At 49.0% G+C, this 15584-nt stretch carries 17 protein-coding genes and 1 tRNA gene; 6 read left to right on the top strand and 12 right to left on the bottom strand.

The genetic code is table 11. The annotated features are described in order from the left end of the window. Positions 1-141: 141 nt before the first annotated feature. The 3 genes from csgC to csgB are packed head-to-tail and all read right to left on the bottom strand — an operon-like array spanning position 142 to position 1480. Positions 142-474, bottom strand: coding sequence for a curli assembly chaperone CsgC (gene csgC, locus GFC06_RS19120; protein ID WP_153690757.1), 333 nt, complete (start codon positions 472-474; stop codon positions 142-144). A 60-nt stretch (positions 475-534) separates the two neighbouring features. Further along, entirely contained in the window at positions 535-984 is a 450-nt protein-coding gene (gene csgA, locus GFC06_RS19125) for a curli major subunit CsgA (RefSeq protein ID WP_016156176.1), read from the bottom strand. Positions 985-1024: 40 nt separating this feature from the next. After that, the gene (gene csgB / locus GFC06_RS19130; RefSeq protein ID WP_019076446.1) at positions 1025-1480 is read right to left on the bottom strand and encodes a curli minor subunit CsgB; all 456 of its coding nucleotides are present in this window, start codon (positions 1478-1480) and stop codon (positions 1025-1027) included. Between the two features lie 759 nt (positions 1481-2239). Here csgB and csgD point away from each other — a divergent pair. From csgD to csgG, 4 genes are read left to right on the top strand one after another with little or no spacing between them, the layout of a single operon-like run. Beyond that, positions 2240-2890 carry a biofilm master transcriptional regulator CsgD gene (gene csgD, locus GFC06_RS19135; RefSeq protein WP_003036091.1) on the top strand — a complete coding sequence of 217 codons (651 nt, stop codon included), beginning with the start codon at positions 2240-2242 and terminating at the stop codon, positions 2888-2890. Between the two features lie 4 nt (positions 2891-2894). Next, positions 2895-3287 carry a curli production assembly/transport protein CsgE gene (gene csgE, locus GFC06_RS19140; RefSeq protein WP_016152600.1) on the top strand — a complete coding sequence of 131 codons (393 nt, stop codon included), beginning with the start codon at positions 2895-2897 and terminating at the stop codon, positions 3285-3287. Positions 3288-3312: 25 nt separating this feature from the next. Next, the gene (gene csgF, locus GFC06_RS19145) at positions 3313-3726 is read left to right on the top strand and encodes a curli production assembly/transport protein CsgF (RefSeq protein WP_016152599.1); all 414 of its coding nucleotides are present in this window, start codon (positions 3313-3315) and stop codon (positions 3724-3726) included. A gap of 25 nt (positions 3727-3751) precedes the next feature. Continuing rightward, on the top strand, positions 3752-4585 hold the full coding sequence (gene csgG / locus GFC06_RS19150) for a curli production assembly/transport protein CsgG (RefSeq protein ID WP_016152598.1): 834 nt from the start codon (positions 3752-3754) through the stop codon (positions 4583-4585). A 47-nt stretch (positions 4586-4632) separates the two neighbouring features. Here the strand turns inward: csgG and GFC06_RS19155 are convergent, their stop codons facing one another. The 4 genes from GFC06_RS19155 to ghrA form a co-directional block, all read right to left on the bottom strand. Beyond that, positions 4633-5115: a DUF1097 domain-containing protein gene (locus tag GFC06_RS19155; RefSeq protein ID WP_016156175.1), complete on the bottom strand. Its 483-nt coding sequence runs from the start codon at positions 5113-5115 to the stop codon at positions 4633-4635. 101 nt (positions 5116-5216) lie between these two features. Next, complete coding sequence (locus GFC06_RS19160) at positions 5217-5771, bottom strand: TorD/DmsD family molecular chaperone (RefSeq protein ID WP_016152596.1); 555 nt, start codon at positions 5769-5771, stop codon at positions 5217-5219. Positions 5772-5794: 23 nt separating this feature from the next. Continuing rightward, positions 5795-6532: a phosphatase gene (locus GFC06_RS19165; protein ID WP_016156173.1), complete on the bottom strand. Its 738-nt coding sequence runs from the start codon at positions 6530-6532 to the stop codon at positions 5795-5797. A gap of 86 nt (positions 6533-6618) precedes the next feature. Continuing rightward, complete coding sequence (gene ghrA / locus GFC06_RS19170; protein ID WP_153690530.1) at positions 6619-7557, bottom strand: glyoxylate/hydroxypyruvate reductase GhrA; 939 nt, start codon at positions 7555-7557, stop codon at positions 6619-6621. A gap of 235 nt (positions 7558-7792) precedes the next feature. Here ghrA and GFC06_RS19175 point away from each other — a divergent pair. Both GFC06_RS19175 and GFC06_RS19180 read left to right on the top strand, forming a co-directional pair. Beyond that, positions 7793-7880, top strand: a tRNA-Ser gene (locus GFC06_RS19175). A 549-nt stretch (positions 7881-8429) separates the two neighbouring features. After that, complete coding sequence (locus GFC06_RS19180) at positions 8430-8798, top strand: hypothetical protein (protein ID WP_049283245.1); 369 nt, start codon at positions 8430-8432, stop codon at positions 8796-8798. A 57-nt stretch (positions 8799-8855) separates the two neighbouring features. On the opposite strand, the gene phoH is transcribed toward GFC06_RS19180, so the two are convergent. The 5 genes from phoH to putP all read right to left on the bottom strand — a co-directional run bounded on the left by phoH (position 8856) and on the right by putP (position 15196). Next, positions 8856-9644 (bottom strand): phosphate starvation-inducible protein PhoH, encoded by a 789-nt coding sequence (phoH, locus tag GFC06_RS19185; protein ID WP_016152592.1) that lies wholly within the window; start codon positions 9642-9644, stop codon positions 8856-8858. A gap of 521 nt (positions 9645-10165) precedes the next feature. Then, entirely contained in the window at positions 10166-11449 is a 1284-nt protein-coding gene (gene efeB / locus GFC06_RS19190; RefSeq protein ID WP_153690531.1) for an iron uptake transporter deferrochelatase/peroxidase subunit, read from the bottom strand. 5 nt (positions 11450-11454) lie between these two features. Further along, entirely contained in the window at positions 11455-12582 is a 1128-nt protein-coding gene (gene efeO, locus GFC06_RS19195; protein ID WP_016156169.1) for an iron uptake system protein EfeO, read from the bottom strand. A 58-nt stretch (positions 12583-12640) separates the two neighbouring features. Next, complete coding sequence (gene efeU, locus GFC06_RS19200) at positions 12641-13474, bottom strand: iron uptake transporter permease EfeU (protein WP_019076441.1); 834 nt, start codon at positions 13472-13474, stop codon at positions 12641-12643. Positions 13475-13687: 213 nt separating this feature from the next. Further along, a complete protein-coding gene (gene putP, locus GFC06_RS19205; RefSeq protein WP_016152586.1) occupies positions 13688-15196 on the bottom strand; it encodes a sodium/proline symporter PutP in 1509 nt (502 codons plus the stop codon). Positions 15197-15584 lie beyond the last annotated feature (388 nt).

The raw sequence follows: 15584 nt of genomic DNA on the forward strand, positions 1-15584 counted from the left end.
CAACGATTAGCCATCTTTGAGGGATCGAAATGATCCTTCACCGCTACGATTAACGATCAAATACAAACGCTCACACGCTTCTATATTCATAGAACAGCAGCGCATTCCCAGCCACACCCTTAATGCAAATACAGCAAAAAATTATGGGTGACTGTTTGAGTCAGGCCATTGTTGCGACAGATGCAGAGACTGCCCATCTGAAACGGTAACGATAATTTTGACCGAGTCCTCAGATGAAATATTAAAGCTCAGTTTGGTTAATTCAATCGGTCGATTAGCAGGGACCGAAAGGCTTATTTTCTGCTGCGACTGGCTTTGTCCCCCCTGCCCTTTACGTATGGCAAGGACTTGTACCTCACATACGCACGGTTGGGTTAACGTCACCTGAGGAGTAATGGTGTACATATCACCTTGCTGAGTAGTATTGAATGTTATTTGATTTGCCAGCGCGGCAATGAGTAATAGCGTATGCATCATATTCTCCCGAAAAAAAAACAGGGCTCACGCCCTGTTTATTATCAGTCAGAAACTGAATTAGTGTTGGTTAGCTGTAGCGTTGTTGCCAAAGCCAACTTGCTGAATCAGCACATTGGAGTCAGAAGCGGTCTGATTAACCAACGCACCGTTACGGCCACCGAACTGGGTTACACTAATATCAGCATTTTTAGCATTCCACTGATCGATAGTGGCATTGTTCTGGAAGCCAGTCTGTTTCAGGCTAATGGTACTGTCATCAGCGCCCTGACCAACTACAGCCCCGTTACCGCGCCCCTGTTGTGTGATGGTGACATCTGATTTACGCGCATCACTTTGCAGAGCATTCGCAGCGTTGTTTGACCCATATTGGTAGATACTCAGTGAAGAGTCTGGGCCATAATTACTACCGCCACCATGATGATTGCCGCCCCATTGCGGAACAACACCAGCCAGAGCACTGCCAGAAACTACGATTGCTGCGAATGCTGCCACTTTTAAAAGTTTCATGGTAAACCCCCATCGGATTGATTTAATCGTCGTTAATGGATTAGCGTTGAGTAACGCGAATTGCCATTTGCGACTGTCTCTGCACCACAACTGCTGTTTTTTGTGTACCGTACTGAGTAATATTGGCTTTATTACCAGAACCTTTCTGGATAATTACCGCCGTATTACCGTATGAACCTTGTTTAATACTCGCGTCATTGGAACTACCCGTTTGATCAATATATGCAAAGTTATATGATCCCGTCTGGTCTGTTTTCGCTCGGTTACCAGAACCTTCTTGCGAAATAACCGACAATAACTTCGAGCCCCCCTGTCGAGTATTTGCACTGTTCGCAGTGCCAACCTGACCAATAATGGCTGCCTGATTAAATGAAGACTTACTTAATTCATTTACCGCAAAGTTATATTCTGAGTTAGCTAAATCATAACTTGTAGCGGATGCAATCCCAGGCACACCCAGCATTGTAAACATCATAAATAACAACTTGTTTTTCATGTTGTCACCCTGGACCTGGTCGTACATAAGGTTAAATTATTTACCACTCAAATTATTGTTAACGTGACTTACATTTGTTAACGTCACGTTACGATGAAGAGTATGTCCGTTGAAACATTTTAAATAACTCACCCACCAGTTGTATTTTTATATCCAGATTCACCCCAAAGTACTAATTAACCGCAATTAACACCGTTATAGCTCTAGATTTTATTTCTTTTGTAACCCAATGACTGAATTTCTATGCAGTAACAAAAAAACGCGTTTCCCGCGTTTTCTGGGCCTTGCAGACGGTAGTGGGATTGTCCTCGGTACAAGTCGTGACAAGTGTCATTTTTTTCTATCTAAAATTGTTCAACTTAAAGTGAGACCATAAAATCAAAATTCATTAGAAATCTAAAACCATCTAATTATAATTTTATCCCTTAAAATTCAACAAGATATTATAATTTGTATGATTTTTTAAATCTATGCAATAACGCTAAAATGTACAACTTTACTATCAAATCTAAACTCCACAAAAACGCAAAAATCACATTTTAATATATAAATTTACATTATGTAACATGTTTAACACTTGCTTTAAGATTTGTAATAGCTAGATTGAAATCAGTTGAAGTCCATTTGTTTTAATATTTTCACCCCGTTGGGTCGAAGTTTTATTTCTACACAGCAGTGCAACATCTGTCAGTACTTCTGGTGCCTCTATTTTAGTAGAGGCAACTGTCAGGTGTGCGACTAAAAAAGTGGAGTTTCATCATGTTTAATGAAGTCCATAGTATTCATGGTCATACATTATTGTTGATCACTAAACCATCCCTGCAGGCAACTGCGTTATTACAGCATTTAAAGCAATCGCTGGCGTTAACCGGAAAACTACATAATATTCAACGTTCTCTGGATGATATATCCTCCAGCTGCATTGTTTTACTGGATATGATGGAGGCAGATAAAAAACTGATCCATTACTGGCAAGATAATTTGAGCAGAAAAAACAACAATATAAAAACTTTATTGTTGAATACCCCAGATGATTATCCTTACCGGGATATTGAAAACTGGCCGCATATCAATGGCGTATTTTACGCAACTGAAGATGAGCAGCGTGTAGTCAGCGGTTTGCAGGGTGTGTTGCGGGGCGAATGCTACTTTTCGCAAAAGCTTGCCAGCTACCTGATCACGCATTCCGGGAACTACCGCTATAACAGCACGGAGTCGGCATTACTTACGCACCGTGAAAAAGAGATCCTTAATAAACTGCGTATCGGCGCCTCAAATATTGAAATCGCGCGTTCACTATTTATTAGTGAAAATACGGTGAAAACACATCTTTATAATCTTTTCAAAAAGATAGCTGTCAAAAATCGTACGCAGGCGGTCTCGTGGGCCAATGATAACCTCAGGCGATAAAGCCATGAAACGCTATTTGACCTGGATTGTGGCAGCAAATTTGTTCCTTGCTGCCGGGAATCTACACGCGGCTGTAGAGGTGGAGGTTCCCGGACTGTTAACTGACCACACTGTCTCTTCCATTGGCCATGATTTTTACCGGGCCTTTAGTGACAAGTGGGAAAGTAAGTACACAGGAAACTTAACCATTAATGAAAGACCCAGTGCACGTTGGGGAAGTTGGATCACCATAACGGTCAATCAGGACGTTATCTTCCAGACTTTTTTATTCCCGACGAAAAGAGACTTCGACAAAATTGTGGTCTTTGCATTGGCAGAAACAGAGGAAGCATTAAATCGTCGGCAAATAGATCAAACACTATTAAGCACGAGCGATTTAGCGCGCGATGAATTCTAAAACATGATTTTGTCCGGAGGCTTTCATGCGTGTCAAACATGCAGTGGTTTTGCTCATGCTGATTTCACCATTAAGTTGGGCCGGAAATATGACGTTCCAGTTCCGAAATCCTAACTTTGGTGGTAACCCAAATAACGGCTCTTTTTTACTGAACAGCGCCCAGGCGCAAAACTCGTATAAAGATCCGAGTGCCGGCGACTACGGGATTGAAACCCCAACAGCGCTGGATAACTTTACCCAGGCGATACAGTCACAAATACTCGGTGGCTTACTTACCAATATCAATACCGGTAAGCCGGGAAGGATGGTAACCAGCGATTTTATCGTTGATATCGCCAACCGGGATGGACAACTGCAACTGAATGTCACGGACAGGAAAACGGGGAGAACGTCGACTATTGAAGTTTCGGGTTTACAAAATCAGTCGACCGATTTCTAAATTATAGCCACGAAAGGAAAAAATCATGCAGCGCTTACTTATCATGGTGGCAGTAATTTTACTCAGCGGATGTTTAACAGCCCCGCCGCAAGAAGCCGCTAAGCCGACATTAATGCCCCGAGCCCAAAGCTATAAAGACTTGACGCACCTGCCCATGCCTACAGGTAAGATATTTGTCTCGGTATACAATATTCAGGATGAGACTGGCCAGTTTAAACCTTATCCGGCAAGTAACTTCTCAACCGCCGTCCCGCAAAGCGCCACGGCGATGCTTGTCACCGCATTGAAGGATTCTCGTTGGTTCGTCCCGCTGGAACGTCAGGGATTGCAGAACTTGCTTAACGAACGAAAAATCATTCGTGCGGCTCAGGAAAACGGCACAGTTGCCATTAATAACCGGATCCCTCTGCAGTCTCTGACCGCGGCAAACATCATGGTAGAAGGGTCAATTATTGGTTATGAAAGCAACGTTAAATCGGGTGGCGTTGGTGCGCGCTATTTCGGTATTGGCGCCGATACGCAGTACCAGCTCGACCAGATAGCGGTCAACCTGCGTGTGGTTAATGTTAGTACCGGTGAAATCCTCTCATCGGTGAATACCAGCAAAACTATTTTGTCTTATGAAGTGCAGGCTGGGGTATTCCGCTTCATTGACTACCAGCGACTGTTGGAAGGTGAAATTGGCTACACCTCTAACGAACCGGTTATGCTTTGTCTGATGTCAGCAATTGAAACCGGTGTTATCTTCCTGATTAATGACGGGATTGATCGCGGATTGTGGGATTTGCAGGATAAGAAACAAGTTGATAATGACATCCTGGTTAAATACCGCCATTTGTCGGTACCTCCGGAATCCTGAGTGGTCGATACAGCATAAAAAGCGTGAGGAAAACCCTCACGCTTTTTTTATTTACTGGTCAGCGTCGACGATAGACGATTCTCACGACGAGATGCCAGCCACAATCCGCTGTTTTTCATCGCATAGCCGAATACCAGCCCCAGCGCCAGAGAAGGCACGACCAACTGCCAGTCACCCTGCCCTGCAAACGTTGCGCATGCGCCAATAAAGGTGCCCGGCACAAATGAAAGCAACCATTGCTTTGCCTGAATACACATGAGAAACGCGACAATTCCCGTCATGACATAACCAATAATGTCCATATGCGGGGCAAGCGCGCTACCGTTAATAATCACCAACGCCCACACCACACCGCTTAGCAGCGTACACGCCGAGATCCACAGCCCTTTCAGCCCACCCTGCGGACAGGCAAAATAGGCCGTGCAGCCCAGAAAGCCAGCCCAACTGAGTAAACCAAGAGATACGGCCACCCATCCCCAAATCCCAGAGAGAATGCCCGTTGTGATTGCAATTGAGAGAAGTATGTTCATGCCGCGTATCTTAGCAGAAAAACGGCATGGGAATGAGATCGTGCACACAATTCATGCAATGATGTAATTTGAGTTGCAGTTTAATGAGATATAAATCACATTTATTCTTCAGTATCTTCCTGCAATTCGTCCCACATCGCGCCAATGGCATCACGCGTTAACGGTGCCATGGTACGCCAGAACTGTGTGTTTGCGTGCGCTTCAACTTTGCCAAGGAACGTGCCGCACCAGGGCAACAGGTATTCCACAAACAAGGTTTCGAGTGCTTCACTTTCATCTTCCGCAGACTGGTCTTCAAGCCATGAAGCCGCCAGCAACAGCGTGCCAATATGATCTGCAGGCGTATCTGCCAGCGGCATTCCGCGAGCAGAAAGAAATGCACGAACATCGGATTCTTTCGCCCCTTCTACCCAGGCGCTACGATAAGGCGGCACCGCACACTCGTCGCCGACAAACAGCGCGTTGTAATCCGCAGCCAACTGAGGCATATCGCAGCTTTTCTGCAGACGAGTGAGCAGTTCGTCCTGTTCCAGCGGCCAGTTGGCGGACAGTTTACCTTCACTAATCAGGGTAAATAGGGGAACCAGTAAAGGGTCCTGCGGTTGGCGGTAAAACAGCGAGCCCAGTACACGACACAGGATAGAAAACTCGTTCATTGATATATTCCAGTTAGTAACAATTACAGTTCAGCAAATTCCGCGATCGGCTCCATGCCTCGCGATTCCAGAAACGCCAGCAGGCGTTTAGGGGTGACGTTTAAAATTCTGTCTTCCGGGAAATTTACATCATCCAGAATTTTACGGCATTCACCAAATTCACCCAGTGTGAAAGCGGTATGTGAATCCGACCCTAACGCCACCCAGCCTCCGGCATCACGCACCGCCGCAGCGACCGCGCGACAATTGTCCTCACTCCCCTTACGCGAATGCAAAAACGAGGAGTTATTGATTTCCAGCGCGACCTGGTATTTTGCCGCCGCCTGCGCAATCGCTGTGATATCAACGGGATATTTAGGATTCCCCGGATGGCTGATGATATGCACGTGACCGCTGGCCATCGTGGCTATCATTGCCTGGGTATTGGTGTCTTTATCGTGAGGTGCAAAAACCGGCTCATGGAAGCCCGCAATGATGAGATCCAGGGAAGTAAACATCGGACCTGAACAGTCGATTTCGCCTTCAATATTCTTAATATTCGCCTCGATACCGCGCAGGATCCCTACGCCATCGACGATACGAGGCCAAATGCGCATATTAATAAAGTGCCAGTGATGAGGCGCATCCGCCATGTCCGGTCCATGATCGGTTATGGCAAACAGCTTGATGCCTTTGCGATGGGCTTCGGCGATGTAATCACTTAAGGTGCTGTAGGCGTGGGTACTGGCGACGGTATGCATATGCAGGTCAACGGGATACATAACTCTCTCCTGTAGTCATTTTCCGTCAAGGATAGCAGGTATCGTCGCCATTTATTAGCTGAAACCCGGCACTTGCCGGGTTACCATCAATATCCCCGAACGCGATCGACCTGACCCGTTACGGATTTCCCACTTTCCAGGTCCAAAATCGTACGGGAGATGTAGTCCACCGCCTCTGCCGGGCGTGTTACCGCGGCGATATGCGGCGTCATTGCCACACGCGGATGTTTCCATAGCGGGCTGGTTTCCGGCAGCGGTTCACGGCTATAGACATCCAGCATGGCACCTTTTACTTTGCCGCTGTCCAGCGATGCCAGAAGATCGTCTTCATTGAGATGAACGCCGCGCGCCAGGTTCAGCACGTAAGCGCCATCCTGCAATTGGCTGAGTAAATCAGCGTTAATAATGCCTACGGTTTCTGCCGTATTAGGCAGGAGGTTGATCAGCACGCGAGTTTGACTCAAAAACGCGCTCAGTTCCTCGGTACCGGCGAAGCTTTCCACACCAGACCAGGATTTACGCGTACGACTCCAGCAGCGTAGCGGGAACCCCCATGCTTGCAGACTTTCTGCAACTTTTGCGCCTAAAACACCAGCGCCCATGATCCCGACGCTAAACTCATCGCGAGTATATTCTGGCAACGGTTGCCATTTCGCCTGGTTTTTTAATGCCTGGTAGTCATCAAAGCGACGAAACCAGTGCAATACCTGACTAACCGCATATTCCTGCATTTGCAGGCCCATCCCCGTATCTTCCAGACGGAAAAGCGGGATCGACACATCCAACATTTCCGGATGAGCGTTTAGTTTACTGAGAATAGAATCGACGCCCGCACCCAGCGCAAATACGGCTTTTAATTTTCGTCCGGCGAGCATTTCAACCGGAGGATGCCAGACCAGCGCGTAGTCAGCATGCGCATTATCACCAGCCTTCCACTCACGGACCCGCGCGCCGGGTATGGCCTTTGTCAGCGCATTAAGCCACCAGGTTGAATCGAATGTTGGGTGATAGAAAATTATATCCATAGCGTCTCCTGAACATTGTTATGCGGAACGTACTCGCACTTATAATCATCATTTTTCGAGGGAACATCAGAGTAGCAAATTTTAGGGTGCTGGCAAAAAAAACAATTCCCGCTTATTTAAGCTGCATATTGATTGAAGTTTGTGTAAATGCACGTTTTTTTCAAAAAGTTGATTGACGCAGGAGCGGTATTTCCCTAAATTAGCGCCCGTTCCGGTAGCACAGGAACAACAATATGGTGAGGTGTCCGAGTGGCTGAAGGAGCACGCCTGGAAAGTGTGTATACGGCAACGTATCGGGGGTTCGAATCCCCCCCTCACCGCCATATTCGAGAAAGAGCTCGTACGCAAGTACGGGCTTTTTTTTCGCATGTTGCACGCCTGCGGGGGGATGAGAAGCCCCGACCGGGGGTCGACAACTGGCGCAGCCAGTTGGACAGACTGAGAGTGCAGCGAACAGGCTGCCCGAAGGGCGAGCGAAGCGAGTCAATCCCCCCCTCACCGCCATATTCGAGAAAGAGCTCGTACGCAAGTACGGGCTTTTTTTTCGCATGTTGCACGCCTGCGGGGGGATGAGAAGCCCCGACCGGGGGTCGACAACTGGCGCAGCCAGTTGGACAGACTGAGAGTGCAGCGAACAGGCTGCCCGAAGGGCGAGCGAAGCGAGTCAATCCCCCCCTCACCGCCATATTCGAGAAAGAGCTCGTACGCAAGTACGGGCTTTTTTTTCGCATGTGACCCGTCCTGAATAGCGTTAACCTGTAGGTCTGATAAGCAACGTGCTATCAGGCATCATCCCCCGCCCCGTTGCACATTATCTAAACCACTCTTATGCTGTAACTACCGCTTTCTCAAGCAATCAGGAAAATAACGGCATGTTAAACATAGAAGGAACTTTGCTTGATGAGATCATGTCGCAGGCAGACGAAGCAGGATTTATTCCCTTAAAGGTTTTCTCGCGAAAAATCCTCAAACGTACACCGAATGAAATAAATACGTTTTTCGATCCTGACAGCCGATTCTACGAAGAGTATCAGCGAACGGTTATTTGCAACGTCAGGCATAACGTCACCATTAAAAAAACCTACACCAGCAATGGGATCTTACGAAAAGAAACTACGGAAGGTGGGATTTATAAGGATGACCTACTGACCTTTCTGGCACAAGCGCTAAAGAAAATAGACCAAAATAACCAGTTGTTTGACCAGGCCTGCGCCAACTACTGGAGCAGCAAAAGAAAGTAATCTGCTGACGTCAAATAACAAAGCCCGGTTTCCCGGGCCTTGAAGACGGAATACTTATCAGTTGTAAGCATTGAGCGTCCGCTGACAGAGTGCCGAACGGACGCAATCGTCTTTATTGAAACGAACAATCCCAACCATATCATCTTCTTCGAAACGGGCCAGCGCATCGCTTAGCCCTGAGCGAACGTGGGCGGGTAGATCGCACTGGGTCACATCCCCGTTCACAATCACCGTCACATTCTCCCCGAGGCGAGTCAAAAACATCTTCATCTGTGCTGCAGTAACATTCTGAGCCTCGTCAAGAATGACCACTGCATTTTCAAATGTGCGTCCACGCATATAGGCGAATGGCGCGATTTCTACCTTACCAATCTCAGGCCGCAGGCAATATTGCATGAAGGAGGCCCCCAGACGTTTCACCAGCACGTCATACACTGGACGAAAATAAGGCGCAAACTTCTCGGAAACATCTCCAGGTAAGAAGCCGAGGTCTTCATCAGCTTGCAGAACTGGACGGGTTACAATGATCCTGTCCACGTCTTTGTGGATCAGGGCCTCTGCTGCTTTTGCCGCGCTGATCCAGGTTTTACCACACCCGGCTTCACCGGTAGCGAAGATCAGCTGTTTACTCTCGATAGCATTCAGGTACTGGGCCTGAGCTTCATTCCGCGCCGTGATTGGCGTGGCGTCGCGACTATCACGCGCCATACCAATCGCTTCTACGCCGCCCATCTGCACAAGCGAGGTGACCGATTCATCTTCACGTTGTTTATGGCTACGCGAATCCCGCCTCAGCACACGTTTTGCTTCACGACGAGCTTTGATCACTGCTTTTTGTCTTCCCATGGATAGCACCTTGAGTTGTAGGTATACATCACACGCGCCGTTGGCGGCACGATTATGCGCACGAACATCTGAGGGTTGGCTTCCTTGTAAGCCATTGCTTGCTTTCGGATAAGACGCCACACACGGCTACGCGCACCGTACAAGGTGTCAGTTACGAAGATAAGAAGTGAAAGGGAGAGAGATTTAGCGGTGACGAGGTGGCTACCGGAAGAGAAACGTCCGCGTAACGTACTGCAGCTACTGTGAAAAATGTGTCCAATACAGGACTTTTCCATCGCGATCTCCATAGTGAACGACTATCACCGCCGGGAACTACCGCTGTTTCTTATAATTACATCATAATCTTTCGTTAATGCAACAATATTTTTACTTGTCGTTAACTTAAATTCTATCTAATCACCAAAGACAGTCTCTTGCAGAGAGATGACAGAATTATTTCAGTCTCGTACCGATCATAAAAAATAATTTGTTCATTCATACAGATGTCAGGAAAAGCCCCGCTGTACAACGGGGCGTAATCATCAGGCTTCGAGCAGAGACTGTCCCAGATATTGATCTGCGGTTTTGACACCCGGCAAAGCAAAGAAGTAGCCCCCACCAATTGGTTTGACATACTCTTCCAGCGCTTCACCGTTGAGGCGTTTCTGCACAGTCAAAAAGCCTTTTTCCAGATCGTGTTGATAGCAGACAAACAACAGTCCCATATCCAGTTGACCGGATGGGGTCACACCGAGCGAATAGCTGTAGCCACGGCGCATCATCAGGCTGGTCTCGGTCTCTTTCGTGCGCGGATTCGCCAGGCGGATATGACTGTCGAGCGCAATCACCTCACCCTCGGGATCGCTGGCATAGTCAGGCACATCGTGCTCGTGCTGCATACCCAGCGGCGCGCCGGTGTGTTTATCTCGACCAAATATCGTTTGCTGCTCTTTCAGCGGCGTACGATCCCAGAACTCGACGCGAAACTGAATGAGCCTGACGGCCTGATAGCTACCACCTTGCGCCCAGACAGGTTCGCCCTGCCCGTCCGTAACCCACACCACATCCTGCATCAACTTCGTATCCGTCGCGTCCGGATTCGCGGTGCCGTCCTTAAAGCCAAGCAAGTTGACCGGGGTCTCTTTGCCTTTGCTGCGCGCGGCATGGTCGGAAATAAACCCTTCACGTTTCCAGCGCACGCTAAGGAGATCGGGCGTATGTTTAATGATATCGCGCAGTGCATGGATAACGGTGTCCTGCGTGTTGGCACAAATCTGCAGCAGCAAATCACCATGGCACAGCGCCGCATCCAGCGAATCATTCGGGAAGCGGGTCATTTTTTGCAGCTTTTTCGGCATCTGCGATTTCAGACCATAACGTTCATCAAATAGCGAGGCGCCGACTGACAACGTCATCGTCAGGTTGTCTGGCGCAATGTATGCGCCGAGGATACCGGAATCCATAGGGGGCAAACGCGGATTCGGCGTATCCGGCGCCGGCCCGCCCGTGGTCAGAAACGCAAATCGGGCGGTCAGCAAGCGGAACAAGCGTTCCAGATCAGCCTTATCGCTGGCGAGAACATCGAACGCCACCAGCATCATCGATGCCTGCTGTGGCGTCAGGATCCCTGCCTGATGCTGACCATAAAACGGCTGCGCTTCACTACGCGCATCGGGGGACAGCGTTCCCGGCGCACTTTGTGGTTTTTGCGCGTGGGCAACCGGACATCCACCCGCCAGCGCCAGCGCCCCACCCAGGGCGCCCATCCCTTTCAGTAAACGTCGGCGTGAAGGTTCGCTCACGCCGTTTTCATTATCTTGCTGCATTTTGCTTAATCCAGACCCAGAACACCGCGTAATTGCGACAAGTCTTCCGCCAGCGTCGTGATTGGCCCTTTCAGCGCATTGCGATCGGCGTCGGTCAGTTTGTCATAGGTTTCAAAACCGTCTTTGGTACGGTACTTGCTCAGAATGGTATCGACTTTTTTGAAGTTCGCATCCACCTTCGCCAACAGCTCTGCATTGGATTTTTGTAACTGAGGGCGCAGGAGATCGACGATTTTCTGCGCGCCATCGATATTGGCCTGGAAATCCCACAGATCGGTATGGCTGTAGCGATCCTCTTCTCCGCTGATTTTGCTGGCAGCGACTTCTTCAATCAGTCCTGCTGCCCCGCCAACCACTTTTGACGGTGGGAAGGCCAGTTCGCTAATACGCGTTTGCAGGTCAAGAACATCGCGGTTTAATTGGTCGGCATACTTGTCCATGCCTTTGGTGGTGTTGTCGCCGAACAACGCTTTCTCCAGGCGGTGGAAGCCGGTGAATTTAGGATCGGCGGCTTTTTGCTCATAATCATCTTCACGCGCATCGATGCTGCCGTCGAGATCGGAGAACAGTTCAGCAATCGGTTCAATACGCTCATAATGCTGACGGGTTGGCGCATACAGCGATTTCGCTTTTTCCAGATCGCCAGCTTTAATCGCATCGGTGAATGCTTTGGTGCCCGCAACCAGTTGTGCAGTTTCGGCTGTCACATAGGCTTTGTATTCGGTAATTGCGCCACTTAGGCTCAGCAGAGCATCGCCCTGCGCGGCATCCGCCGTTGCGCTACCTTTTACAATGAGTTTGCCTTTCGGGTTAGTCAACAGACCGCAGGTCATATCATATTCACCTGGCTGCAGGTTAGCTGTCATTTTCTGGCTAAAGCCCGGCGCAATGTTTTCACGTTCTTCAACCACCATAACCCCTTTAAGGATCTCCCACTCCAGCGCTTTCTGGCTGTGGTTCTGGATGATGAACTGCGTTTTCCCAGCGTTAACCGTGATCGTCATCGGCTCACACTGTTTGTCGTTAACCGTGACTTTCACCTGCGGAATATCGGCGGCTTGTGCAGAAAAAGCGGAGGCAAACAGCGCGGCAATACCCAACTGCAGCGCACTACGGCGAAAATTAAACGTCATGACCTATCCCTATAAATAAGTATGTTGTAACTAAGGAGTATTCTGCATCGCGTTTTTATCAGGGTGCGGTACGCGATGCCGTAGTGCCTGAACGCGGCGGCAGTGCAAACATAATCAATGCCGGAATCAGGTAGATAAACCAAATGGCGACTTCGCTGACGCTCGGCGCTTCCTGATAGCCGAAAATACCTTCCATCAATGTGCCAAACAGCGAATGCGTTGAAAGCACGCTGCTCATGTCAAACGCCACATCCTGAAAATGATTCCATAACCCGGCTTCGTGGAACGCGCGGATGGCCCCAGCAGCAAGACCAGCGGCCACCAGCAAAATGAACAGGCTGGTCCATTTGAAGAATGCCCCGAGGTTGAGGCGAATGCCGCCGAGGTAAATCAAGTAACCCAGTACCACCGCGGTGGCCAGCCCCAGCATCGCACCTAACGGTGGCCAAATGCCTACATCCTGCTGGAATGCCGCCAGCAGGAAGAACACCGATTCCAGGCCTTCACGGGCAACGGCAAAAAAGACCATCATCACCAGCGCCCAGCCGTGATGATTGCCGCGTTGCAACGCGTTATCGACAGCCTGTTCAAGCTGGACTTTGACGTTGCGCGAAACTTTACGCATCCAGAACACCATCCAGGTGAGGATCACCACGGCAATGACCGCCACGATGCCTTCAAACAGCTCCTGTTCCTTTTGCGGAAATTCACCGGTGGTTTCATTGATGAAAACGCCTAACGCCAGGCATAACGCCGCCGCCAGCAGAACACCAATCCACATCACACCAATCCATCGACCACGCTGAGTCCGTTTCAGGTAGCTGGCAATCAGGCTGACTATCAGCGCGGCCTCTAACCCTTCGCGCAACATAATAAGAAATGGAACAAACATGCGAAGAACCCTTAAACGTTATTCTCAGTCAATTGATGAAAAGAAAGGTAAATTACAGTGATAGTGATTATCATTACAGTAAAGAAAAACTCAAGCAGAATGTTTTGAGAATGATGACTTAATGTAAACAGTTAGGCGGGTAACGATTAGGGCGGTTTTGCAGCGGGGACAAATAAAAAAGCCCGCACGCGGCGGGCTTAAAGATCGAGGCGATTACTCTGCCTGTAAACGCGATGGCGGAGCTGTGTGATAATGCGCATCAGCCTCGGCAAAACGTTGCTGCATAGCGGCTGAAGGCGCTTTACCCAACAGGCTGAAGACCACAATACCGATGCTGCCGAAAATAAAGCCCGGGATGATTTCATACAGACCCAACCAGGCAAACTGCTTCCAGACGATTACCGTCACCGCACCGATGAGCATCCCGGCCAGCGCGCCGTTACGCGTCATACGCGACCACATTACGGAGAACAGAACCACCGGACCAAACGCCGCGCCAAAGCCGGCCCAGGCGTAGCTTACCAGACCAAGCACACGGTTCTCCGGGTTCGCCGCCAGCGCGATAGACACCAGCGCCACAACCAGCACCATGATGCGACCAATCCATACCAGCTCTTTCTGGCTGGCATTTTTACGCAGGAACGCTTTATACAAGTCTTCGGTAATTGCGCTGGAACACACCAGCAGCTGGCAGCTCAGGGTCGACATCACCGCTGCGAGGATCGCAGACAGCAGAATACCGGCAATCCACGGGTTGAACAGGATTTGCGCCAGTTCAATAAACACGCGTTCGGCGTTCTGGTTAACGGCACCGGCAAGCTGTGGGTTGTTGTTAAAGTAAGCGATACCAAAAAAGCCAACGGCAACTGCACCTGCCAGACACAGGATCATCCAGGTCATACTGATGCGGCGAGCATGAACAATGCTATGGTGAGAATCAGCCGCCATAAAGCGCGCCAGAATATGCGGCTGACCGAAGTAGCCCAGACCCCAGCCCATCAGGGAAATAATGGCAACAAAATTCAGCCCTTTGAACATGTCCACGTTCTCAATGCTCTTTTGTTTAATCACTTCCAGCGAATCGTCAAACCCACCCACGCCAATGACTACCATTACTGGCGTCAGGATCAGGGCGAAGATCATCAGGCTGGCCTGGACGGTATCGGTCCAGCTTACCGCCAGGAAACCACCGATAAAGGTATAAATAATCGTCGCGGCCGCCCCTGCCCACAGCGCTGTTTCGTAACTCATGCCAAAGGTGCTTTCAAACAGACGCGCCCCTGCCACAATACCGGAAGCACAGTAGATGGTGAAAAACAGCAGAATAACCAGCGCGGAGATAATACGCAGAATTCGGCTTTTATCTTCAAAGCGACCGGTAAAGTAATCCGGTAACGTCAGCGCATTGTTATTGTATTCGGTATGCACGCGTAAACGTCCGGCCACCAGTTTCCAGTTGATCCACGCGCCCAAAATAAGGCCAATAGCGATCCAGCTTTCTGAAATCCCCGACAGGAAAATCGCGCCAGGCAGGCCCATCAGCAACCAGCCGCTCATGTCAGATGCCCCGGCAGATAACGCGGTCACGAATGGACCCAGACTGCGTCCACCCAGAATGTAATCGTCAAAGTTTTTGGTTGAACGCCATGCAATAAACCCTATCAATATCATGCCGAAAATATAGACACAGAATGTCACTAACATCGGTGTGCTAATAGCCATCAAAACTCTCCAAAATTATGTATCAGCAATGCCGTGGCTTGCCGTTTTATTACCCTGCCGGAACGTGGCAAAGATATCTATGTTTACCAGGGCGACCGTATCCTGCCGGAAGCGATGGTCATTCACAATCGATTTAACACACCATTTACATCAAATTTGATCCAGAGTAGATAGCATTTTTCTGTAGGTTGCACTCTCTCACACTTTTTTCGGTTGCACCTTTTAAAAGTGTTAACTACCGCAGAGAAAAAGATTCGGCAACTTTTATAGCCCCCGTCAAAACACTCACGTTTATTAACATTTCATTCATTTCCAAGCTTGCAAACCAAGTCACATTTAACACGGTTGCACAAAGTTGCAACATAGTGGATATTTCTCGGTAACTATC

It is taken from the genome of Citrobacter braakii (assembly GCF_009648935.1).
Classification (GTDB): domain Bacteria; phylum Pseudomonadota; class Gammaproteobacteria; order Enterobacterales; family Enterobacteriaceae; genus Citrobacter; species Citrobacter braakii.